Genomic DNA, 20,802 nt, shown 5'->3' on the forward strand with positions numbered 1-20,802 from the left:
CGGGAGGCATGCGGCCTATGGACATCGAGTGGTGGATAGACGGAGAAGTTTTATTGCGGTTGCTGCTGGCAATTGTTCTGGGTGGTGTGGTGGGCATAGAACGGGAAATCCACGGCCGTCCCGCAGGGTTCCGCACGCACATCGTGGTGTGCCTCGGCGCGGCGATGATGATCCTCGGCACCGAATATTATTCGCAAAATATGGAGTCGGGTAACATTCTGGATGTCAACCGCATGTCGGCGGGCATCATCACCGGCATCGGTTTTCTGGGAGGCGGAGCCATTTTGCGGGAATCGGACATGGTGCGCGGGCTCACCACCGCCGGGTGTGTGTGGTTCGTCGCCGGGCTCGGTATTGTGATCGGGAAGGGCATCTACCCGCTCGCGCTTTGGGGAACCCTGTTCGTTTTCATCATGCTGTTCTTTTTCCGCTTTGTGGGCGACTGGATGCCGGTCGATCAATACAAGGCAATGGTTGTGCAAACCAGCCTGACGCAATACGAAAATGTACGGCAGAAATGCACGGAGGTCTTCCGACGCCATGGTTTTTCCGTGGAAGACATTCATTTCAAGCTGGACAACGAACAAAATGAAGCGGAGATCGATTACCGGCTGTCGTTCAGAAAGGGCGCCGATCGTGAAGCGGCGGTGGTCGGTGTTTCCAGGATTGAAGGAGTGAGGGAGGTGCGGGGGTGAAATCGGGCCTGGCCCGCAGGCGGCGTTACGCCGCCTGCTTGACCATTTCGCCCTGATAGTATTCGTCGGTTTCCGACTCCTTTGGCTGAAGCTGGACCACCTTCAGGTTGGTGGCGAGGCCCAGTTTCCGAAGCAGGCTGATGACCATCCACGTCGGGTCGATTTCCCATGCGTGCAGGCCGTGCCGTGCTGAGCTGGGGAAGGCGTGGTGGTTGTTGTGCCAGCCTTCACCGAATGCGAGCATGCCCACCCACCAGCAGTTGGTGGACAGGTCTTTCTGCAATTTGAAATTCTTGTAGCCGAACATGTGTGAGGCGCTGTTCACCAGCCAGGTCTGATGATAAACCAGAACCACGCGGACGAAGATGCCCCAGATCACCCACGGCAGGCCGCCGATGGCGAACAGCAGGCAACCGAACGCGATCTGGATCTTGATGAAGTGGTTATCCAGGAACTGGTAAAACTTGTCGTCGTTGAAATCCTTCGTGTAGTCCAGAAGCTTCTGCTTATCGTCAAAGTCGGAATGCACGTAAAACATCCAGGCCATGTGCGACCACCAGAAACCCCGCGCCGCGCTGTGCGGATCGCCATCGGTGTCGGAGTTGGCGTGGTGCATGCGGTGCTGGCCCACCCATTTGATCGGGCCGTTCTGGCAGGCCAGGGTACCGACGAACACGAAGAAGTAGGCCAGCCATTTGGGCATTTCGAAACTGCGGTGGGTCAGGTAGCGGTGAAACCCGAGGCAGATGCCGAGAGACGCCGTCATCCAGTTGAGCACCAGCATCACCGCCACGGCACTCCACGAAAAGGCAAAGGGAAAAACGGCAAGCAGCGCCATGGCGTGCAGGAAGCCGAAATAATAAACGTTGGCCATGCTGAACCGGTATTTGGGATTGAATTCTCTAATTTCGCCCATGAATTTCCTCTCCACCTGAGAATGCGTTAGAATGAAAATGAAATTGAATTAATGGAAAGCACTCTTGCGCTCCTATATAAGATATATTTAGTTGGTTTTATTGGGTGTAAAAGATTTGTAACATTTCAAAAAGACGCAATTTGAAGGACTTGCACACCCTGTTTCGGGGAATTTCTTACAGGGGTTGTTCCCCCAATTCTGGAGACGCAGTTTGGCCATCATGAGCAAATTGAGGACGCTGTTCCACCCCATCATGGTGTTCATCGGGGTGCAGATTGCCTGGGTGTTCCTGATGGCGATCTGGATCAACTGGTACCTGAAGAACCGCCAGGATTTTCAGGAGTTCGCCCAGCGTCTTCGGCCGGAGTTGTTCTCGCCCGACCTCAACTGGGTCATCCTCATTGAGGGGTGCGTCCTGATGTTGTTCATTCTGGGCGGGGTGATGATCATGTTCGTCTATTACAACAAGCAGGCCCGCCTGAACCGGATGCAAAGCGACTTCATTTCCAGCGTCTCCCATGAACTGAAATCGCCGCTGGCGTCGATCCAGCTATACCTGGAGACCATGAAATACCAGAAGCTGTCTCCGGAGGAGGCCCGCGATTTTGTGGAGACAATGCTCTCAGACACCGAACGCCTGTCGGCATTGATTGAAAATATCCTTGAAGCAAGCAGTCCGGAATCCAAAAACATGCAGTTGCAGTTGAAGCCGGTGGAAATGAAGCCGTTTCTCGAGGAACTGGTGCAGAGCCACCGCCGCCAGTTCGAGGAAAAAACTGTGCTGCGCATTTAGAGATAGAGGACGCGCCGACGTTGAACCTGGACAAACGGGCCATGCGCATGGTGTTCAATAATCTCATCGGCAACGCTCTTCGCTATTCCTCCTCTGGCAAGCAGTTCAAGATACGAATGGGGGTGGAAGGCAGGTATTGCCAGATTGATTTCATCGACCAGGGAATCGGAATGGATGAAAAGGACCGCAAAAAAGTATTCAAGAAATTTTACCGGGTGCGCAATCCTCAAACCCAGAACATCGAGGGGGCCGGGCTCGGGTTGTACATTTGCAATGAAATCGTGAAAAACCACAAGGGACACATCGAAGTGAAAAGTGAAGGGCGGGACAAGGGGTGTGTGTTCACTGTGCTGTTACCCGCAAATGGAAAGGCGCCGGAGTCCGACAATCATTCGTAGGAAGAGTTTTAGATATGGCAAATGGAAAGAAATTACTGCTGGTTGAGGATGAAAAACACCTGGCGAAAGGACTTGCTTTCAATCTGGAGAAAGAGGGATACCGGGTGACGATTGTCGAGGACGGGGAATCGGCTCTCAGGGAATATGAGGAAGGTTTCTACGAAATGATGATCCTCGACCTCATGCTGCCCGGGTTGGGCGGGTTGGAAGTGGCCCGCAAAATCCGTGAAACCGATTACCGCTTTCCCATTCTCATGCTGACCGCGAAATCGACCGACGACGACCGCACGGAAGGGCTGGAGGCGGGTGCCGATGATTACCTCACCAAACCGTTCCACCTGCCGGAACTTCTTTTACGGGTGAAGGGCATACTCCGCCGAAAGCAATGGTACCAGCAGGTTTCGCAAAGTGAAGATGTGTACCGCTTCGATGATATGTGGATCGATTTCAAGACTGGCAAGGCGCGAGGACAAAACGGTGAGTTTTATCTGACGTCGAAGGAAATCATGATCATGAACCTGTTGATCGCCAACGAGGGGCAGCCGGTGTCCCGTGAAGAGTTGCTGGAGAAAGTCTGGGGTTACGCGCCGGACACGGAGACACGCACGGTGGACAATTTCATTGCGCGTTTGCGCAAGCATTTTGAGAAGAAGCCGCAGAAGCCCTGCTTTATCCAGACCGTGCGTGAAAAGGGTTACCAGTTTGATGCGAAATGACAAATTCGACACGGATGAGGAACCGGAACCCGGTTTGTGGCCCCGCATCTGGGGCCCCGCCTCCGAGCCATGGAAGCCGGTATCGGGTTTGGGCCTTGGGTGCACCTCGGTTGCGTTTGCATATCTCCTGTACCTGATGGCCGCAGATCCGGGGATGATGGACCGCGCGGCCCTGCGCTTTCTTCACCAGGTCAACCTGGTGTTTCATGAATTCGGCCATCCGGCATTTGGAATTTTCGGAGAGACCATCGGCATTCTCGGCGGCACGCTCGGCCAGTTGTTGATCCCGTTGATCGTGACCATCGCTTTCTGGCGGCAACGCGACACCATCGGATTCGCCGTCGGCGGATTCTGGTTTTTTGAAAACTTTCTGGACATCGCCGTGTACATGGCAGACGCCCGGGCCCTGCGCCTGCCTTTGATTGGCGGACTGGGCGCGGAGGCGCACGACTGGCGCAACCTTTTTTTTCAATGGGGCCTGATCATGCAGGATACAAAAATCGCCGCCATCACCCGTACGCTTGGGTGGATCGGCATGATCTGGACCTGGATCTGGCTGGGCTGGCGCTGGCTCACCAGTGATCGCAAACCCTACCCGCGAGGCAAGTATGGATGAACAAATTGAAAAACTTCTGGTAGCACTGATGGTGATCATTGATAAGCAGGGTGGGGAGTACCGCCTGGATTCCACTGCGTTTGAAACCATGTTCGAGGCACGTCATCAAAAAGGAATCCAGGTGCAGGAGCGGGGAGAGGAAGGCATTTTCCTCAAGCTCGGAGACATGACCGTTCGTCCGGATGAAGCGCAGAATAATTGATTGCCCCAACCGGGGTTGGAGGGGAAACTCAAATACATTTAAGCGTGATCCTCACGCGGAAAGTAATTTATGGAATTGAGCCAGTTCATGGAAGGATTCGTCAAACGCAATCCCGGCGAACCGGAGTTCTACCAGGCCGTGCAGGAAGTCGCGGCTTCGGTCATTCCCTACATCAACGACCATCCCAAATACATCAAAGCCCGCATTCTGGAACGGTTGTCGGAACCGGACCGCATCATCATCTTTCGGGTCTGCTGGGAGGACGACCGGGGCAAATACCGTGTGAACCGCGGCTACCGCGTGCAGCACAGCAACGCCATCGGTCCGTACAAGGGCGGTCTGCGGTTTCACCCGTCGGTCAACCTGAGCGTGCTCAAGTTTCTCGCCTTCGAGCAGACGTTCAAGAACAGCCTCACCACCCTGCCAATGGGCTCCGCGAAGGGCGGGTCCAATTTCGATCCCAAAGGCAAATCCGAACGCGAAATCATGCGCTTCTGCCAGGCCTTCATGACCGAGCTGTGCAAGCACATCGGCAACAACATTGACATCCCCGCGGGCGACATCGGCGTCGGCACGCGGGAAATCAGTTTTTTGTTCGGGCAGTGGAAACGGTTGCGTAACGAATTCACCGGCGCGCTCACGGGCAAGGGATTGGAGTTCGGCGGCAGTCACATCCGCAAGGAAGCCACGGGCTACGGTTGTGCCTACTTCATGGAAAGCATGCTCAAACATCGCGGCGATACCATCAAGGGCAAGACCTGTGTCGTCTCCGGTGCCGGCAACGTGGCGGTGTTCACCGCCGAAAAATTAATGGATCTGGGAGCCAAGGTGGTGACGTTGTCGGATTCTTCCGGCACGATATACGACAAGGACGGACTCAATGAGGAAAAACTGGAGTTCGTCAAGGACCTGAAGTTGTTTAAAAAAGGACGTATTGCGGAGTACTCGGATAAATTCGACTGCGAATATCATGAAGGCAAAAAACCCTGGGGCGTGAAGTGCGATCTGGCGTTTCCATGCGCAACGGAAAACGAACTGTTCCAGGACGACGCAAAGGAATTGATAAAAAACGGTTGCATTGCCGTTGCAGAGGGTGCCAATATGCCCTGCACACCGGAGGCAATCCGTGTGTTTCAGGAGGAGCGCATGTTATACGCTCCGGGCAAGGCATCGAATGCGGGTGGTGTTGCGGTTTCCGGATTGGAAATGACGCAAAACACCACTTACATGGCCTGGTCCGGGGAGGATGTGGACCTGCTATTGAAGGGGATCATGGCGGACATCCATCAACAGTGCATCGACTACGGTGTTGTGGATGGCGGCTACATCGACTATGCGAAAGGCGCCAATCTGGCGGGATTCAAAAAAGTGGCTGACGCGATGATGGCTTATGGAGTTCTCTAACATGAAATACGAAATGAAGCGCTATGCGACAGTCAACTTGGATCTGGTGGGTGATTGCCACCCTGACACTCTACGTGACACCGGCCCTGGCGGCGAAAGAAGCCGACCGGCCTCCCTATAATCTTTCCCGGTATAAAGAAGACTATTCGTTTTTGCGGGACGCCTCCCGGCGGACCGATTACCTGGATCCCCTGAAGTTCATTCCTCTCGACAGGCAGGGAGATTTCTATTTTTCCCTGGGCGGCGAAACCCGCCAGCACTTCGAATACATCGACAACGAAAACTGGGGTGCGGGTTCGCAGGACGACAACGGCTGGTTCCTGCAGCGTTACCTGTTGCACGCCGATTTTCATGCCCGTGACAGCTTTCGCCTGTTCTTCCAGCTGCAAACCGGCACGGAGTCGGGGCGCGCGGGTGGACCCCGCGGTGTCGATGAAGACCGCATGGACATCAACCAACTGTTTGCCGATTTCAAAATTCCGGGAGCGGGTGCGTCCAATTTCACCCTGCGACTCGGCCGGCAGGAAATCATCTTCGGTGCGAGGCGGTTTTTCAACTACCGCGAGCGGCCGAACCTGCGCCTCAGCCACGACGCCGCCATGCTGACATGGCAGGGCGAAACGACCACCGTCACTGGATTCATCGCGCGGCCGGTGCAGATCTCACGCGGTTTCTTCGACAACAACTCCGGCAACGAGCAAAGCTGGTGGGGTCTCTACGGCGTGCACAAAACCGGCTGGAGGTTTCCCGCGAATTTCGATCTGTATTACGTTGGGCTCAATCACGAAGCGCACGCATTCGACCAGGGAATCGCCAACGAAACCCGCCACACCGTCGGTACGCGGATTTGGGGAAAGGAAGGCCCTCTCGATTACGATTTCGAATTTGTTTATCAGTTCGGCACGTTTGGCGACTCGACTATCAGTGCCTGGGCCGCCGCGTCCGAAACGGGGTGGAACATTCCTCTGGCGGGTGAACGTCTGCTTCGCTTCAGCGTGCGCGCGGATGTGTACAGCGGCGACAACAACGCCGCCGACGGCGATCTCAATTCCTTCAACCCGATGTTCCCGAAAGGCAAGCACATCAGCCAGAGCGCGCCGGTGGGACTCATCAACACCTACCAACTGCAACCGCGCGTCAGTTTCAAATTGGACCGCCACTGGTCGGCGACGGCGAGCACCCTGTTCGTCTGGCGCGAATCGTTGAACGACGGCGTGTATTCCATCGGAAACGGGATTTTGAGAACGGGGCAGTTGAGCAACACGCGTTACGTCGGCACGCAACAGGAGGTGGAGATCAAGTACACGTTTGACCGGCATCTCGACGTTCGCGCCATCTACAACCACTTCGAGGCGGGATCGTTCATCGAGCAGACGCTTCCTGCGAATGATATTGTGTATTGGAGCGGTCTGCTCACTTACCGGTTCTAGCGGGATTTGGTTTCGTCGCCTTCGTAAAACACGATGGTGACCTTTTCTTCGGTGATCAGTCCGGAGGTGACGACGCCTTCCAGCTTCGGCAGGACGCCTTCGATTTTCTCGCGCGTGTCCACCACTTCGAGGACGATCGGCAGGTCCGTTGACAGGCGCAGGATGGAGGTGGTGTGGTAGTGGCTGGTTTTGCCGAAACCGTCGATGCCGCGCAGGACAGTTGCCCCGGCCATTCCCTCCTTGCGGAACAGCTCGACCAGATATTTGTAAAGGGGACGGCCCTCGTGGCGGTCGTCTTCGCCAATAAATATCCGTAACAAGACCGCTTCGGTTTCTTTTTTCATGATTACAGGTTCACCGAGATGAGGCGTCCGAGGTATACACCAAGGAGTGCCAGGGTCACCGACCCCACGACGTTGAGGCTGAACAGGCCGAGTTCATTCTGTTCGAGAAGTTTGAACGATTCGTAGCCGAAGGTGGACATGGTGGTGAAGGAACCGAGCACGCCGATGGTGAGGAACACACGCGTCTCCTCGGTGAACACGCCCTTGAACTCCGACAGGTACATGACGAGGCTGAGCAGGAAACTGCCGATGAAGTTCACGCCCAGAGTGCCCAGCGGAAACGTAACGAACCCGTTCTGGATCCAGCCGCTCACCCAGAAGCGCAGGATCGCACCGGCGAATCCTCCCGCTCCGATCAACAATACCAGTTGCATGCCCGCGTGGCCTCCCGGTTTCGAAGTCTTCCGTTTGATGTCTCATTGCAGGACGAGGCATTTTAACACCCTTTGATTCCGTTCGGGCAACTTACGGGATGATTTGAGTTCCAGCTTTTTCCTCCACCGCCCGTTGCAAATCATTGAGATGGGCGATGATAACCCTCTTTCCACCGTGTTTTAAAAAGTAAACAGCCGCTTCCACTTTTGGCTTCATGCTTCCCTCGGCAAAATGCCCCTCGTTCAGCAGGGTTTCCATTTCACTGCAGGTTGCTTTCTCAATGGGTTGTTGTTCCGGAGTATTGAAATTCCGGTACACATTTTCCACCTGGGTGAGAATAAGGAGGATATCGATGCCAATCCCCGCACCCAAAAGAGCGCTGGTCCGGTCCTTGTCAATGACGGCTTCAATTCCTTCCAGGTTTCCATCCGGTTTTCGAACGACCGGCACCCCGCCTCCTCCTGCGCCGATGGCGATGATTCCCATTTCCAGCAGTCGGTGAAACAGGTCCTGTTCGACAATCTCCAGAGGTTGAGGGGAAGGGATCAACCGCCTCGAGCCCCGGCCGGCGTCCTCTTTCAGAACCCAGCCCCTTTCCTGTTCCAGGAACCGCGCCTCTTCTTCGGAATAAAACACACCAATGGGTTTCGTCGGGTTATCAAAGGCCGGGTCATTCGGGTCGACCACCACCTGGGTGATGACGGATATGCAACGCTGATCAATGCCGTTCTCGCGACAGACGTTGTCGAATACGTTTTGCAGGATATAGCCAATGCGACCCTGGCTGTCCGCGACACAAACATCCAGCGTCACCTGCCTTTTGATTTCATGGATGGTCAATTCCTGCTGCAGAAAAATCTGGCCCACCTGCGGACCGTTTCCATGGGTGAGAATGATTTTTTCAAACCCCTGTTGAAGAAGCGGTACTACCTGTTCCATGCTTTTGCGGGCGATGAGGAACTCTTCTTTTTGGAGAGGCTTGTGATTTCCGGGGATGTTGAGGGCGTTTCCGCCGAAGGCGATCAAGAGGCTGGGTTTTCGGCTGATCGCATTCATTGTGTAAAAGCTCCTCCCGGATCAAAGGCGGTGCTTTACGAGAAAACGGTCGAGAACCGTTTCCAGGTTGGGAGTTCCCCGTTCGGCCAGGTCGTACCGAACCCGCACAGCCGGTTTTTCAATGCGTACGATGCGCGTCAGGTCGATGGGTGTGCCGATCACCACCAGGTCGCACTCCACGGAGTTGATGGTTCGTTCCAGATCCCGGATCTGTTGCGGCCCATACCCCATGGCGGGAAGGAGCGCGCCGATGCCCGGATAGCGTTTGAAGGTTGCCCGTATTGTTCCCTGCGCCCATGGTCGGGGATCGACAATTTCGCGGGCTCCCTGTCGCTGAGCGGCGAGGGTGCCGGCTCCGTACTTCATTTCACCGTGTGTCAGCGTGGGGCCATCTTCCACCACCAGCACGCGTTTTCCATCCATGGACACGTTTCCTTCGACCGTGATCAGCGAGTCGGCCTCAATGATTTCTGCGCCCGGATTGTGAGTAGCGATCGATTTCCGCAATTGCCGGATTGCAGTCTCCTCGGCTGAATCGAGTTTATTGAGGATCACCACGTCGGCGCGTTTCAGGTTCACTTCACCGGGATGGTATTGCATCTCGTGACCCGTTCGATGCGGGTCGGCCACCACAATTTCCAGATCGGGCAGGTAAAATGCGAAGTCGTTGTTGCCGCCATCCCAAAGAATCATTTCAGATTCTTTTTCAGCTTGCCGCAGAATGGCTTCGTAATCCACTCCCGCATAAACCACCGCACCGAGATCGAGGTAGGGTTCGTACTCCTCCATTTCCTCGATGGTGCATTCATGCTGAATCAGGTCTTCGAGGCAGGCGAACCGCTGCACCTTTTGTTTTTCCAGGTCGCCGTAAGGCATGGCATGGCGGATGGCAACAACCCGTTTGCCGCGTTCCTTAAGAAGGCGCACGATTTTCCGGGATGTCTGGGACTTTCCGCATCCGGTGCGGACGGCACAAACGGAAATGATTTTGCGGGAGGACGTTAACATGGTGGACCCCGGACCCATCAGCCAGAAATCGGCGCCCGCCGCCAGGGCATCCGATGCCCGGTGCATGACGTGTTCATGACGCACATCGCTGTATGCGAACACGACGCGGTCGACGTGGTGCTGATCGATCAGGTCGGTCAGCTTCTCTTCAGGAAGAATGGGGATTCCCTTGGGGTATAGCTTGCCTGAAAGCCCGGGTGGGTAACATTTGTCCTCGATCCCGGGAATCTGGGTGGCGGTGAAGGCCACCACCTCGTATGCCGGATTGGCGCGAAAGAACACGTTGAAGTTGTGAAAATCGCGTCCCGCCGCGCCCATGATAATGACCCGCGTTTTCGCATCCGCCATCTTGTCACCGGTTTTCCATCCAGGAGAGGGGGAACACGTTCCGTGCCTTGAGGCCCCGCCTATTCTTCATGGTAGCGCCGGGCAGCGGGAAGTCAACCGGAATGGCGTGCGAGCGCTTTCATGATCTGGTGCGAAACCGGTGAGTTCCATTCCCGCGGACCGGATATGTAGCCCGCGAGTTTACCGTCGGATCCGACGAGGTAACTGGTGGGCAGTCCCATGATGAAGTACTTGCGGCGCACCTCCTGCCTCGGGTCGAGCAGGATCGGAAACCGCAGGCCGAAATCCTTCTGGAACTCTTCCACACGGTCCTTGTTCCAGCGATCGATGTTGATGGTCAGAATCTGCACCACCTCACCGCCCAGATTCTCGTGCAGTTTCTGGATGGTGGGCAGCTCTTCCTTGCATGGAACACACCATGTGGCCCAGAAATGAATGAGGATGGGTTTGCCTTCGTATTCCTTCAGGCTCACCTTTTTTCCCTCCAGCGTGGTCAGGGTGAAGTCGGGCGCTTCCTTGGCGGTGCGCGGCGGGGTGACGCCGAACTGCTCGAACAGTCTCTCCTTCGGCGGCAGGGATTCGGTTCCCGCGCCGATCAGCAGGAGCGTTGCCGCCAGCGCGAACAGCAATCGAGCTTTTGATTTGATAATAAAGTGTCTCATCGTGCATTCCTGTGAAGGTAGTTGCGTATGGTTTCTTTTTCGCTTTCAGTAAAAGCGATGTTCTTTTTTTCCATGTGGCCCTCCATCACTTTCAGGTAGTGGTCCCACTCTTCCGCCGTGTGGCGCTGAGGATGCGGCCAGCTGTGGCAGGTGGTGCATTTCGCACGGTACAACCTCTCATCAGCCGATCCCGCCTCGGGCAACGGGTTGCCACTGCATGCGGCAGCCAGAACCAGGGCGAACAGCGGTATGCCAGGCAGGAGGAATCCATTTCGAATAATGCCACTCATGTGTCCTCCCTAGAATCCAAGTTCCCTGGGTGCGGGCATGCCTTTGTAACGGCGGCTGTCTTTGGTCGGGATCTCGATGTAGTACGAGATCATGATCCGGTAATCCTCCGCCAGTTGCGGCCCGCGCAGATTCTGTGTCACCGGTGCCGACGCGGTGAGTTCCAGCACGTGCAACGGAATCGGCTGGTACTGGATGCCCGCGGTGACGTTCAGCTTCGTGCCGCCGTAGTTGTCCGGGTCGAACAGCGGACTGGTGAACGGTCCGTTGGGATTGAACCCGACGTGGCCGTGCCCCTGTTCCTTCGCCAGCCGCGGCCGGTCACTGTACCTGCCCTCATAAAATCCGTTCAACTGGAGGTGCACCACCGACTGCGGGTGGAACTGGTACATGCTGTAAAGATCCAGCCGCACCTCGTCGCCCTGCTGGTAATCCTGACTGTTGTCGTAGAAACGTCCTGTGTACAGCAGGTTCGCACCGTACCAGAACGGATCACGCGACCCCTGGTAGGTCAGGCCGACGATCGGATCGAACGTGCCGCTTCCCATCTGCATCTTGAATGGGAGGAGGGTGCCGTTCTGCCCGGCCGCCGGGTTTTCCGTGAACTCCTTTTTGATGCTCCCCGTCGGCAGGGACACCCCGAACAGCATGGAAACCTGTTGCGTCGGAGCCAGGTGATCGTCGGAATACAGCCGGTACTTTCCAATGAGTTTGGTGTCGCCGATGCCTGACGATTCCATGGTGAATCCCGACCGGCCCGTCGCGGCCTGAAGCGCCGCGTTGAAGCGCATGGGCATGGTGTTGTACCTGAAGCTGCTCATGAGGATCAGCGCAAAGTCGTCGGTGAACGAATACGCGCCGCCGAACATGGTCATCCACATGTTCATGGACTCCGGCACCGCCGGAAACTTGCCCATGGCGGGCATGCCGACGAGGTCGGAGGTTTTCAGGTCCTTCGTGCCGTCCCGCATGGGACCCATGCGCATGAACATCTGGCTGATCTTGAAGCGGAACTCCTTCGGCTCCGGGATGCCGCCGCCGAAAATATTGAGCGGCATGTTGCCGCCGCAGTGCGCACAGCAGAGACCGATGTAAGCCTGTGCGTTGGCGGGCAACAGCAGGAACAGCGCCATCAGGACGGCCAGTGCGCGGCGCATCCCGCGTTGACGGGAGCGGAATGGGCCGCTGTATTTATTTAGCAGTGGAAATCGAATTTCTTTAATGGCGGTCATGGTTCGCTTGAGTTCTTGATCGATGAACGATGCCCGGATTGCCGGAGGGGATGCGCCCGGGAGGGTGCCGCCGTTTCAAGGAAAGCGGACGAACCGAACCGGAAAAACCTCGTTTGCGTGCAACCGGGATTTAAAAACAGGAATCGATCAGAACGGTTTGGGAGGCGGGGAAGGCGGGGACGTCTCCCACATGACGAATGGGGAAGGGGTTTCGAAAAGAAATCTGCCGGATGCGAGGGAGGCCAGTCGAACGACACCTCCTGCCGGTCCAAAGATTTTGAGAACCGGGCTGGACTGCGCCGGCACCGTGCCCATTGGTGAACCACCGCAATCGAAACCGAGCTCCGTTCGCGGCGACCGGTAAGGTTTTTTGTGTGGACAGGGTTGGTTGGCGTGGACGTGCTGGTGGCCGTTCAATTCGCAGTGAACGGCTTTACCCGGCTTCAGGTCGAAGGGATTGACCCCGTGGTGCGCGTGGCCGGAGTCCGCCCCGGCAAACGCCGGCACGGAGATGCATCCTGCCAGTAAAAATGTCGCAAATACAAAGCGTTCCACGGCTATGACCCCATTGCTCCTCTTTTTTCCTACATTTTACGAATTTTCGGGCGCGAAAGTCAAACTCGTGTCCCGGAGCCTGTATTGGAAGAAAACGTGGTGGAAGTCACCGGCCGCCAGGCACGGGCGAACAGGTCCGCCAGGTAACGTGTGGTGTGGTGAAACGCGTTCTCTTTTCCCGGTACCGGCTTCACATGGATGAAGCGCATGCCGGCATCGATGGCGCCGCCGTCGGTGATGTAGTTGTCGCCGATCATCACCACCTTCGCCGGGTCGTCGAGTTTCAAATAGTCCCGCATGGCCGTGTGGAATCCTTGCGGGTCCGGTTTGGGCGGCACGTTGGTCACCACCGGGATGTCGCCGAACTGCTCGAAGCGGTCCTCGAAGGCGTTGGTGAACAGCGCCACCTCCAGCCCCACCGCCCGCATCAGCTTGACGTGCGTCACTACGGAATCGGAAAACGTGCGCGCGTGGTGCGGCCCCAGCGTGCCGTCCACGTCCAGCAGGACGCCCTCGATGCCGTCGGCGAGGAGGCCGTCGGCCGACACGTTTTCGAAGCGTTTCACGCGCCGGTAGGTTTTGAGCCGGTCGGGAGAAAAGGGCAGGGCGAGGAAACGCTGGACCTTCACCCACTTCAACCCCTCGCGCGGGGCGGGGGAACTTTCTTCAGCCATTGTGCCACCGTACGCCGGTCATCTGGCCGCTGATGTCCCACAGCCGGTCCTGCAGGCTGGTGTCGTAGGACACGGGCAGGGTGGGCACGGAGCGCTTGCGCACGAAGTAGGTGCCGGTGACGTTTTCCACCTGGGGAGACGCGGCGAGGTGGATGAGCGTGCGCGCCCCGTTCTGCGGGCGGATATAAAACGGCCGCGCGAACACCTTGGCCAGCTTGTACCACAACGGCCCCGCGTGGCCGAAGTTGGTCGCCACCACGCCGGGATGCATGGCGTTCACCGTGATGCCCGAACCCTCCAGGAGGCGCGCCAGCTTGTAGGTGAACAGGATGTTCGCCAGCTTCGACTGCGCGTACGCCGACATGGCGCGGTAGCTTTTCTTTTCGAAGAACGGGTCGTCGAAGCGGATGGACCCGATGAGGTGCACGATCGAAGAGACGTTGATGATGCGCGACGGCGATCCCGCTTTCAGCAGGTCGAGCAGGCGCAGGGTCAACACGTAATGCGCGAGGTGGTTGACGGCAAAGGTGGTCTCGTAGCCGTCCTCGGTCAGCTCCCTGCGCCCCTGCAGGAGCCCGGCGTTGTTGATCAGCACGTGCAGGACGTTGTGACGCGCGCGCACCTTCTCCGCCAGTTCCTCCACCTGGTGGAGCGAGGCGAGGTCGGCGATCATCAACTCCATGTCGTCGTTGCCCGTGCGCATGCGCAGGGAATCCAGCGCCGCCTGGCCCTTGTCCGGGTTGCGGCAGACGAGGATCAACTTCGCGCCCATGTAGCCAAGGGCGCGGGCGGTTTCGTACCCGATACCGGAGTTGGCGCCGGTGATCAGGCACGTGCGGTTCTTCATGGAGTTGGAAATCATCGCGATTTGGTTCCTGCCAAAAGCCCGGGATAACCGGGCCCTGTAGAGGATACAAGTATAAACCAAAGTCGGGTTGATTGCATTTCTCAAGGCACAATGATAAAGTATTCAGTTACAATAAGTTATAGGGTAACCGCGAAAACCGTAGAGAGCGGTGGACCAATTGCGAATCCAAAGGGGGCAATCCTGGGCCGGGCACACTTTCCGCCTTCCAGTAAAGGGAGGGGAACCCACCCGGCCGGTTTGGAGAATCGAGCCGTGAGAAAAACCATTGTGAACTGCTTCAAAAAATCGGTGCTTCTGGGCGCGGGGGTGCTGGCCTTTGTTCCGGCGCCTGCCGAGGCGGAGGTGTTTCGCTGGATCGATGATGCGGGCATGGTGCATTACAGCGATTACCGCTCGTCCATCCCGGTGCAGTACCGGGACCAGGTCAAGGGCAAGGTTCCGCCCCCGGTGGACCAGTTTGCACAGGAAGGCATCCAGCAGGCCAAACTGACCACGGGAGGGGAAGGGCAATCCCTTGCCACCGGTGAAGGGACGAAGAAAGAAGGAGCCGGTAAGGAAGGTGAGGGCGGCAAGGAGGGCGGCGGCGAAGGCGAAGAGGCCGGACCGTCCATCGACCCGGAACTGGCCAAACTGCTGGTTGAGACGCGCGACTACCTCGCCCACGAAAACGCCGTGTACCGCCGCTGGATCCGCGCCGCCAAGTTCGACAAGGAAGAAGGGCGGTTCTTCGTCATGCTGGTGCACAAACACCTGCCGCGCAAGGAAGAGCTGATCAAGAAAATCGAGATCACCGAAGCCGCGAAATCCGTCCCCGTCCTCAATACAGTGAAGTTCCACCTGGCCGACGAAGCCGCGGCGGACAAGGAAACGAAGGTCGGGGGCAAGGACTACCTGGAACGGCTGGCGGACATGGAACGGCGACTGAAAAGCGCGCTCATGGCCAAGGATGAATTCGTCGAGACCCTGAGCAAGGAACTGGAAAAAGCCAAGGTGGATGAAAAGTTGGTTGCCGAAATGCAGAAAGTCATCGAGGAGGAAGAAGAGATCGCCAAGCAGACCCGTCCTTCCTCCATCAAGGTCGAGGAAGTGGGGAAGAAGAAGCCGAAGCCGACCGGTCAGGTGCCTCCACCTCCCGGACAGTGAACTGGCGGGGCGTCCGGAAAATGGATGTCAGGTAAAAAACTGAAAGCCGGAATGATGCAATAAAAAAGGGCGGCCCGCGGGCCGCCCTTTTCTGTTACATGGGATCGGAAGTTGCGCCGGCGATCAGGCTCCGGTTTCGAACCAGTCAACCACGCTCACGTTGTCGTTGAACACCGCGTTGGCGAGGTTGATGCCCTCACAACTGTAGTTGATGGCAAAATTACCACGGATGTCGGCCTGTGCCTGGGTGCCGTTGCCCACCACCAGCGCGCCGTTGATGTTTCCGGAACCCACACCGGTGGTGTCGGTGGCCGTACTGCTGCAGGTGGTGCAGGCGCCGACCAGGATGACACCGTTCCAGTTCGTGGTACCTGCAATTTTCAAGTTGCCGTCCACGATCAGGATGCCGCTCCCGGTCAGGTTACCCGAAAGGTCCAAATCCCCTGTTACGTAAGTTACTTGGGGGTTGGCGTCGGTACCGTATGTGCCGCCGCTGAAATGCTGGTTGCCCGTGTAGTAATTGGTTACCAGATCCGGCGTGCCGTCGTTGTCGCCATCCGCGGTCAGCATCTGATGCAGTTCGGTACTGTCGGCACTGGAGAACGTGGTCTGGCTGGTCTCGAAGTCACGGGTGTTGGAGTTGACCCCGACGTAATTTCCGTCGTTTTTATTGGCATTGCCGCCGGGCACCTCAATGCAGGTGTTTGTGGCAGCGGTGGAACAGTTGTTCATGTTGCTGACTTCGGTCACAGGTCCCGATGATTCGGTGGCAATCGCGGCTTTTCCGGGGCAACTGGCGTCCGGGTTGCCGCTCAGGTCCAACCCGTTACCGCCTGCCTGGTCGGCTCCGTTGACCTCGAAGGAGTTACCGGAGATGTTGATGGCCGAAAGCGGGCCCACCATGGTCAACGCTGAGGGAAACGTGGACGGGGGCAGGTCGTACTTGTAAATGTTGGCGCGGATGGTTTTCTCCACACCGCTGTTGGACGTGCCCACGGCGGTGACCACCAGAACCTTATCCGTATCGGTGGTGGTGTCGCCATCCGGCTCGGTGTTGTCGTCCACGCGGATCTTGTACGTCCCATTCCCGTAGTTGTATTCGTTGTAGTTGGCTCCGTTGAAGGAAACCACGGTCCCGCCCGGTTCCAGCAGACCCGAGTTCGTGCCCAGGATGGTGTCCCGGCTCATGGTCTTGGTCATCCGGATGGCTTCCTGCACGCCCGCCTCGGAGATGTAGAACGCTTCCTTGGATTCCTGGTAGTTCGCGGTGCGCGTGTAGTCGTTGCGGGTCATGTTGATGGCGGCCGGAATGAGGCCGATCAAGACGACCATCATCAGGAGAACAACCACCAGAACCGCCCCGGATTCGTTCCGGTGGGACTGGGGTTCCCCGATGTTCCCTGTAAAGCTGTGTTCCTGGTGTTTGTTTGTAGTTTTCATGATCCCATGTTCCTCAAGTTGACATCGGTTTTTAGAATAATATCCTCCGCAAAGTCCTCGGGGTCTTCCATGGTCAGGGTGATCCCGATTTTGCGGATGGTGTGAATGTTGTTGGAGCCCGTGGTGTTGCCCACGGAGCTGGTCCAGCCGGAGTTGGACAACGGAACGGTCACGGCAGTGCCGGCGGAATTGGAGTAGGTGAAGGCGACGGATTTCACATTGTGGACCAGGGGCACCACAGGGTCTCCGTCGTCATAAAACTGGACGACGTTGGTGCCGGCATTGTGGGTGATCCGCTGGTATCTCATTTTGCTGAGCTGCACGGTATCCGTGGAAACTGAAAAGTCCTGGTTGGGGTACATGGACAACAGGTTCACGATGGTGCCAACCCCGGTACTGAAGCGGACCATGTTCCACTGGTCGGCCTGCTTGACGGTGCGAAGCATCAGGTAGCCGAACCCTCCGGTCTGCGTTGCCATAAGGCTTGCGTCCTGCACGTTGAGCAGCACGTCGCCGGAAGTCACATCCGCGGTCACCGCGGTGGTGGCCTCGTCGGTGTTGATCCACCAGTAAACGTAGTCGCTGCCGATGCTGTACAATCCGTGGCCGCGTGGCATGCCGTAGCCGATGCGGCGCAGTTCCTTTGCCAGTTCGTTGATCCCGGCCCGGCCTGCGGCGCGAATCTGTGCGGCGGACTGTTCGATGCGAATCACCTTTTCCTGCTTCATGAAGGTGTACATGGCCGCACCCATCAATACGGTGGTGATGCCCATGACGACGATCAGCTCGATCACCGAAAAGCCCTGTTGGTTTTTATTCATCCGGGTCCATGTACGCATGATGACCTCTATGGTTAATCCTGGTTCAACCGGGTTTGCAGGGTCCGGGATTCCGTGACCCCGGAACGGTTCCAACTGACGGTGACCACGACATCCGTCTGGGCCGAAGTGCCGGAGATGGTCCAGTTGCGCGTGAACTTGTTGCCGCCTGCGTTGCCGTTTTCATCCAGGGTGTCCGACCCGTTGTTGGAGCTGCTGAGCGTGGTGGTCAGCGCCTGGTTTTTAAGGTCTTCCAGTTTTTCCGCGGCAAGGGTGGTGGCCAGTGTGGCCGACTCCAGGTGGCCGCTTTTATTCAACAGATTGCCGAGAAAGAAATTGACCGTGAGCAGGCCCATCACAAGGATGGCCATGCCGATCAACAGCTCGATCAACGTGAAGCCGGATTCATTTTTGGTGTGTTTTTGTCGAGGTTCCATGATTCCCCCACTAGGTTTAATTATAAACCTCGTTTAAAGTTCGGCTCCGCTTTTTCAGCTTCTCCCCTCTAGAAAGCAATTTTTGAGCCGTTTTCGATGAAAATCGGGTTTCTTATATGACGATTCCCATAGAATGAGTTATTTTTCAACACTTAATAAGTTTCAAAAAATAATAAGACAAAATCAAAAATATCGGAAAACCTGAAGGAAAAGGACAAATTTTGTCCAGAATCCGTATAAAAATTTATAACCAGCCCCGATTTGGGCCCGATTTAGGCCCGAAGCCTCGAAATTTTATTATAAGTGATTTAAAAACAAATTCTTAATAAAGAATTGGGGGTCAAATAACAAGAAGCCAGGGTTAGCTGCCCGCCGGGAAGAGCGCAGCAAGAGGTGCAGGGGAAAGGGTGAACAAGCGGCTTTCAGGAAGTGTGTCGTTTTCAGAATGTCGGCAATTACGACCCCATGTTCCTCAGGTTGACGTCGGTTTTAAGGATAATATCCTCCGCAAAGTCTTCGGGATCTTCCATGGTCAACGTGATCCCGATTTTGCGGACAGTGTGAATGTTGCTGGAGCCGGTGGTGTTGCCCACGGAGCTGGTCCAGCCGGAGTTGGTCAATGGAGCCGCCACGGCAGTGCCGGCCGAATTGTAGTAAGTATAAGCGACGGATTTCACATTGTGGACCAGGGGCACCACAGGGCTGCCGTCATCATAAAACCGAATGACCTTGTTGACGCCATCGTAGTCGACCCGTTGGTATTTCATTTTGCTCACCAGCACGGTATCCGTGGAAACTGAAAAGTCCTGGTTGGGGTACATGGACGACAGGTTCAGGGTGGTGCCGCCGGTGGCACTGCTGAAATTGATCATGTTCCACTGGTCGGCCTGCTTGATGGTGCGGAGCATGAGGTAGCCATAACCGCCGGACTGGGTGGCCAGGAGGTTTGCGTCCTGCACGGTGATGGCCGTGTCGCCGGAAGTCACATCCGCGGTCACGGAAGTGGTGGCTTCGTCGGTGTTGACCCACCAGTAAACGTAGTTGGTGCCCATGCTGTACAGCCCGTGGCCGCGCGGCATGCCGTAACCGATGCGGCGCAGCTCCTTGGCCAGTTCGTTGATGCCGTTCCGTCCCGCGGCGCGAATCTGGGCGGCGGACTGTTCGGTCCGGATCACTTTTTCCTGCTTCATGAAGGTGTAGATCGCGGCACCCATCAATACGGTGGTGATGCCCATGACGATGATCAACTCGATCACCGAAAAGCCCTGTTGGTTCCGGTTATGCTGGTTCAAGGTAAGCATGGCGGCCTCTGTAAAATGTTCCGTTTCAGCCGGATTGAAAAGTCACTGCCACTTCAGTGCTGTTTGGTTTGCGGTCCATATGGATTTGCAATGTGCAATTTCTAAGCCACTCTGGGTGTAAATCTGTAGCCCATGATTTTAACTTATTAATTTATATAGGATTCAGGCAAAGAGATTTATATGGATCGGCCCTTAATTTAACCGAAGCGTTTCAAAATTGTAACCGGATTGACAAATTTTTGCAGCAAACTGTTCACATTATCAAACATTCCGCCGGCCCGCCTTTTACTGTTTACGGCCCGTCTGTTTGATGCATTTAAATTAATGGATGCTGGAATTTGTTATTTCTATCCTTCAGGGTGGTCATTTCCAGGGGACGTCGCCCTGGCCGGTAAAATGCAATACCCGGATTTCTCCTGAAGTTTTGAGAAATTGCAGGGCCCGCATGTTTTTTGCGGTGACGCCTGCGTCCTCTTTGGGAATCAGGTAAACCACCCCGTTGTCGCTGGTCTGCCCCATGGAGTTGAAGGTCAATTGCGTTCCCCCGCCAAATAATTGAACGGCCCGGTCGCCGACAGGCTTTCCGTTCCAGACGTTTTTCAGATCCGGCAACGACCCGTCGTAAAACTGCAGGTGATCGCCCAGCCCGAACTCCTCGTGAAATTCGCCCGTGTCCACGGTTCTGTTGCCGTTGATGTCTTCATGGACGCTGAAGGACTTGCGGTCCGGGAAGAAAGTTACGGTGACCTGTTTTCGTTTTTCAACCGCCGTGTTTTGGGCCATGGCAAGACGGTCGTAAAAGGCCACGACTTCCTGGTTGGTCTTGATGCCGTCCCACCAGTTGAGAAGCCGCGGGATGCCCATGAAAACGAGGATGAGGACGATCACCACGCCGGTCACTATTTCCGCGAGCGGCAGTTCTTTTCGGGGGCCGGTTTCCGGCTCGGGTTGGGGGGGCGGTCGCCGGGTAGGGCGATTGAGAGGGGATTGACGGGTTGCCATCCAGAGCGTCTCCCTTTAAGGGGTTCGAGGCTTGCGTTCCCTGTTGAGCCTCGAGGCTGTTAAAGGTAGTTGAAATTATTA

At 56.3% G+C, this 20,802-nt stretch carries 25 protein-coding genes; 9 read left to right on the plus strand and 16 right to left on the minus strand.

Annotated elements, in window-relative coordinates; all coding sequences use genetic code 11:
• Window positions 1-17 precede the first annotated feature (17 nt).
• Window positions 18-695, plus strand: a complete 678-nt coding sequence (locus TX82_RS15225) for an MgtC/SapB family protein (protein WP_005009294.1) — start codon at window positions 18-20, stop codon at window positions 693-695.
• A 25-nt stretch (window positions 696-720) separates the two neighbouring features.
• Here the strand turns inward: TX82_RS15225 and TX82_RS08280 are convergent, their stop codons facing one another.
• Window positions 721-1,611 carry an acyl-CoA desaturase gene (locus TX82_RS08280; protein WP_005009295.1) on the minus strand — a complete coding sequence of 297 codons (891 nt, stop codon included), beginning with the start codon at window positions 1,609-1,611 and terminating at the stop codon, window positions 721-723.
• Between the two features lie 220 nt (window positions 1,612-1,831).
• Here TX82_RS08280 and TX82_RS16735 point away from each other — a divergent pair, with 220 nt between their 5' ends.
• From TX82_RS16735 to TX82_RS08310, 7 genes are all read left to right on the plus strand, one after another.
• On the plus strand, window positions 1,832-2,404 hold the full coding sequence (locus TX82_RS16735) for a sensor histidine kinase (RefSeq protein ID WP_244875014.1): 573 nt from the start codon (window positions 1,832-1,834) through the stop codon (window positions 2,402-2,404).
• A 20-nt stretch (window positions 2,405-2,424) separates the two neighbouring features.
• Window positions 2,425-2,802, plus strand: coding sequence for a sensor histidine kinase (locus tag TX82_RS16740; RefSeq protein WP_244875015.1), 378 nt, complete (start codon window positions 2,425-2,427; stop codon window positions 2,800-2,802).
• Between the two features lie 14 nt (window positions 2,803-2,816).
• Entirely contained in the window at window positions 2,817-3,518 is a 702-nt protein-coding gene (locus TX82_RS08290) for a response regulator transcription factor (protein ID WP_005009297.1), read from the plus strand.
• Entirely contained in the window at window positions 3,508-4,134 is a 627-nt protein-coding gene (locus tag TX82_RS08295; protein WP_005009299.1) for a hypothetical protein, read from the plus strand. The genes TX82_RS08290 and TX82_RS08295 overlap by 11 nt, the downstream gene beginning before the upstream one ends.
• Entirely contained in the window at window positions 4,127-4,336 is a 210-nt protein-coding gene (locus TX82_RS08300) for a hypothetical protein (RefSeq protein ID WP_042250915.1), read from the plus strand. The genes TX82_RS08295 and TX82_RS08300 overlap by 8 nt, the downstream gene beginning before the upstream one ends.
• 69 nt (window positions 4,337-4,405) lie before the next feature.
• On the plus strand, window positions 4,406-5,740 hold the full coding sequence (gdhA, locus tag TX82_RS08305) for an NADP-specific glutamate dehydrogenase (protein WP_005009303.1): 1,335 nt from the start codon (window positions 4,406-4,408) through the stop codon (window positions 5,738-5,740).
• 23 nt (window positions 5,741-5,763) lie between these two features.
• Window positions 5,764-7,170, plus strand: coding sequence for an alginate export family protein (locus TX82_RS08310; protein WP_005009305.1), 1,407 nt, complete (start codon window positions 5,764-5,766; stop codon window positions 7,168-7,170).
• Here the strand turns inward: TX82_RS08310 and TX82_RS08315 are convergent.
• From TX82_RS08315 to TX82_RS08360, 10 genes are all read right to left on the minus strand, one after another.
• Window positions 7,167-7,514 (minus strand): DUF190 domain-containing protein, encoded by a 348-nt coding sequence (locus TX82_RS08315; RefSeq protein ID WP_005009307.1) that lies wholly within the window; start codon window positions 7,512-7,514, stop codon window positions 7,167-7,169. The two genes, TX82_RS08310 and TX82_RS08315, sit on opposite strands and share 4 nt — an antisense overlap.
• A 2-nt stretch (window positions 7,515-7,516) precedes the next feature.
• Complete coding sequence (gene crcB / locus TX82_RS08320) at window positions 7,517-7,888, minus strand: fluoride efflux transporter CrcB (protein WP_005009309.1); 372 nt, start codon at window positions 7,886-7,888, stop codon at window positions 7,517-7,519.
• A gap of 91 nt (window positions 7,889-7,979) precedes the next feature.
• Entirely contained in the window at window positions 7,980-8,945 is a 966-nt protein-coding gene (locus tag TX82_RS08325) for a carbamate kinase (protein ID WP_005009312.1), read from the minus strand.
• 21 nt (window positions 8,946-8,966) lie between these two features.
• Window positions 8,967-10,301, minus strand: coding sequence for a cyclic 2,3-diphosphoglycerate synthase (locus TX82_RS08330; RefSeq protein ID WP_005009314.1), 1,335 nt, complete (start codon window positions 10,299-10,301; stop codon window positions 8,967-8,969).
• 92 nt (window positions 10,302-10,393) lie between these two features.
• The gene (locus TX82_RS08335; protein ID WP_005009316.1) at window positions 10,394-10,963 is read right to left on the minus strand and encodes a TlpA family protein disulfide reductase; all 570 of its coding nucleotides are present in this window, start codon (window positions 10,961-10,963) and stop codon (window positions 10,394-10,396) included.
• Window positions 10,960-11,253 carry a putative Cytochrome c gene (locus TX82_RS08340; RefSeq protein WP_005009317.1) on the minus strand — a complete coding sequence of 98 codons (294 nt, stop codon included), beginning with the start codon at window positions 11,251-11,253 and terminating at the stop codon, window positions 10,960-10,962. The genes TX82_RS08335 and TX82_RS08340 overlap by 4 nt, the downstream gene beginning before the upstream one ends.
• Window positions 11,254-11,262: 9 nt before the next feature.
• On the minus strand, window positions 11,263-12,483 hold the full coding sequence (locus TX82_RS08345; RefSeq protein WP_005009320.1) for a transporter: 1,221 nt from the start codon (window positions 12,481-12,483) through the stop codon (window positions 11,263-11,265).
• Between the two features lie 147 nt (window positions 12,484-12,630).
• Window positions 12,631-13,038: a hypothetical protein gene (locus TX82_RS08350; protein ID WP_144079137.1), complete on the minus strand. Its 408-nt coding sequence runs from the start codon at window positions 13,036-13,038 to the stop codon at window positions 12,631-12,633.
• Window positions 13,039-13,097: 59 nt separating this feature from the next.
• Entirely contained in the window at window positions 13,098-13,712 is a 615-nt protein-coding gene (locus tag TX82_RS08355; protein ID WP_005009322.1) for an HAD family hydrolase, read from the minus strand.
• Window positions 13,705-14,574, minus strand: a complete 870-nt coding sequence (locus TX82_RS08360; protein WP_005009323.1) for an SDR family oxidoreductase — start codon at window positions 14,572-14,574, stop codon at window positions 13,705-13,707. The genes TX82_RS08355 and TX82_RS08360 overlap by 8 nt, the downstream gene beginning before the upstream one ends.
• Window positions 14,575-14,832: 258 nt before the next feature.
• On the opposite strand from TX82_RS08360, the gene TX82_RS08365 reads away from it, so the two are divergent.
• Window positions 14,833-15,723, plus strand: a complete 891-nt coding sequence (locus tag TX82_RS08365; RefSeq protein ID WP_005009324.1) for a DUF4124 domain-containing protein — start codon at window positions 14,833-14,835, stop codon at window positions 15,721-15,723.
• 123 nt (window positions 15,724-15,846) lie between these two features.
• Here TX82_RS08365 and TX82_RS08370 read toward each other — a convergent pair whose 3' ends face one another.
• The 5 genes from TX82_RS08370 to TX82_RS08390 form a co-directional block, all read right to left on the minus strand.
• Window positions 15,847-17,163 (minus strand): hypothetical protein, encoded by a 1,317-nt coding sequence (locus TX82_RS08370; RefSeq protein ID WP_005009327.1) that lies wholly within the window; start codon window positions 17,161-17,163, stop codon window positions 15,847-15,849.
• Window positions 17,160-18,002, minus strand: coding sequence for a PilW family protein (locus TX82_RS08375; RefSeq protein ID WP_005009328.1), 843 nt, complete (start codon window positions 18,000-18,002; stop codon window positions 17,160-17,162). The genes TX82_RS08370 and TX82_RS08375 overlap by 4 nt, the downstream gene beginning before the upstream one ends.
• Before the next feature lie 14 nt (window positions 18,003-18,016).
• On the minus strand, window positions 18,017-18,418 hold the full coding sequence (locus TX82_RS08380) for a type IV pilus modification PilV family protein (RefSeq protein WP_005009331.1): 402 nt from the start codon (window positions 18,416-18,418) through the stop codon (window positions 18,017-18,019).
• Window positions 18,419-18,873: 455 nt separating this feature from the next.
• Window positions 18,874-19,719, minus strand: a complete 846-nt coding sequence (locus TX82_RS08385) for a PilW family protein (protein WP_005009334.1) — start codon at window positions 19,717-19,719, stop codon at window positions 18,874-18,876.
• A 363-nt stretch (window positions 19,720-20,082) separates the two neighbouring features.
• Window positions 20,083-20,721 (minus strand): GspH/FimT family pseudopilin, encoded by a 639-nt coding sequence (locus tag TX82_RS08390; RefSeq protein WP_005009336.1) that lies wholly within the window; start codon window positions 20,719-20,721, stop codon window positions 20,083-20,085.
• Between the last annotated feature and the right edge of the window lie 81 nt (window positions 20,722-20,802).

The organism is Nitrospina gracilis 3/211, assembly GCF_000341545.2.
In the GTDB taxonomy this organism is placed as follows: domain Bacteria; phylum Nitrospinota; class Nitrospinia; order Nitrospinales; family Nitrospinaceae; genus Nitrospina; species Nitrospina gracilis.

Coding starts and splice junctions, on each gene's coding strand:
- TX82_RS15225 (WP_005009294.1), top strand. CDS start 18: ATGGACATCGAGTGGTGGATAGACGGAGAAGTTTTATTGCGGTTGCTG.
- TX82_RS08280 (WP_005009295.1), bottom strand. CDS start 1,611: ATGGGCGAAATTAGAGAATTCAATCCCAAATACCGGTTCAGCATGGCC.
- TX82_RS16735 (WP_244875014.1), top strand. CDS start 1,832: ATGAGCAAATTGAGGACGCTGTTCCACCCCATCATGGTGTTCATCGGG.
- TX82_RS08290 (WP_005009297.1), top strand. CDS start 2,817: ATGGCAAATGGAAAGAAATTACTGCTGGTTGAGGATGAAAAACACCTG.
- TX82_RS08295 (WP_005009299.1), top strand. CDS start 3,508: ATGCGAAATGACAAATTCGACACGGATGAGGAACCGGAACCCGGTTTG.
- TX82_RS08300 (WP_042250915.1), top strand. CDS start 4,127: ATGGATGAACAAATTGAAAAACTTCTGGTAGCACTGATGGTGATCATT.
- gdhA (WP_005009303.1), top strand. CDS start 4,406: ATGGAATTGAGCCAGTTCATGGAAGGATTCGTCAAACGCAATCCCGGC.
- TX82_RS08310 (WP_005009305.1), top strand. CDS start 5,764: ATGCGACAGTCAACTTGGATCTGGTGGGTGATTGCCACCCTGACACTC.
- TX82_RS08315 (WP_005009307.1), bottom strand. CDS start 7,514: ATGAAAAAAGAAACCGAAGCGGTCTTGTTACGGATATTTATTGGCGAA.
- crcB (WP_005009309.1), bottom strand. CDS start 7,888: ATGCAACTGGTATTGTTGATCGGAGCGGGAGGATTCGCCGGTGCGATC.
- TX82_RS08325 (WP_005009312.1), bottom strand. CDS start 8,945: ATGAATGCGATCAGCCGAAAACCCAGCCTCTTGATCGCCTTCGGCGGA.
- TX82_RS08330 (WP_005009314.1), bottom strand. CDS start 10,301: ATGGCGGATGCGAAAACGCGGGTCATTATCATGGGCGCGGCGGGACGC.
- TX82_RS08335 (WP_005009316.1), bottom strand. CDS start 10,963: ATGAGACACTTTATTATCAAATCAAAAGCTCGATTGCTGTTCGCGCTG.
- TX82_RS08340 (WP_005009317.1), bottom strand. CDS start 11,253: ATGAGTGGCATTATTCGAAATGGATTCCTCCTGCCTGGCATACCGCTG.
- TX82_RS08345 (WP_005009320.1), bottom strand. CDS start 12,483: ATGACCGCCATTAAAGAAATTCGATTTCCACTGCTAAATAAATACAGC.
- TX82_RS08355 (WP_005009322.1), bottom strand. CDS start 13,712: ATGGCTGAAGAAAGTTCCCCCGCCCCGCGCGAGGGGTTGAAGTGGGTG.
- TX82_RS08360 (WP_005009323.1), bottom strand. CDS start 14,574: ATGATTTCCAACTCCATGAAGAACCGCACGTGCCTGATCACCGGCGCC.
- TX82_RS08370 (WP_005009327.1), bottom strand. CDS start 17,163: ATGAAAACTACAAACAAACACCAGGAACACAGCTTTACAGGGAACATC.
- TX82_RS08375 (WP_005009328.1), bottom strand. CDS start 18,002: ATGCGTACATGGACCCGGATGAATAAAAACCAACAGGGCTTTTCGGTG.
- TX82_RS08380 (WP_005009331.1), bottom strand. CDS start 18,418: ATGGAACCTCGACAAAAACACACCAAAAATGAATCCGGCTTCACGTTG.
- TX82_RS08385 (WP_005009334.1), bottom strand. CDS start 19,719: ATGCTTACCTTGAACCAGCATAACCGGAACCAACAGGGCTTTTCGGTG.
- TX82_RS08390 (WP_005009336.1), bottom strand. CDS start 20,721: ATGGCAACCCGTCAATCCCCTCTCAATCGCCCTACCCGGCGACCGCCC.